Annotated in this window: 1 pseudogene; it reads left to right on the plus strand. The window is 41.6% G+C overall.

What is annotated here, in order from left to right:
• Positions 1–250: pseudogene (locus tag SH09_RS17345) on the plus strand (hypothetical protein); the annotation flags it as partial.

Raw genomic sequence — 250 nt, forward strand, 5'->3', positions numbered from 1 at the left:
CGTACTCAATGATGTGCTTGCGCTTTCTGAGTCAGATACTGATGTACTTAATGACGTGCTTGCTGATTCTGAATCACTTACTGATGTGCTCAATGATGTTGATGCACTTTCTGAATCAGACACTGATGTACTCAATGATGTGCTTGCACTTTCTGAGTCAGACACTGATGTGCTCAACGACGTTGATGCACTTTCTGAATCAGATACTGAAGTGCTTAATGATGTACTTGCTGATTCTGAATCGCTCACT

The organism is Staphylococcus gallinarum (assembly GCF_000875895.1).
In the GTDB taxonomy this organism is placed as follows: Bacteria; Bacillota; Bacilli; order Staphylococcales; family Staphylococcaceae; genus Staphylococcus; species Staphylococcus gallinarum.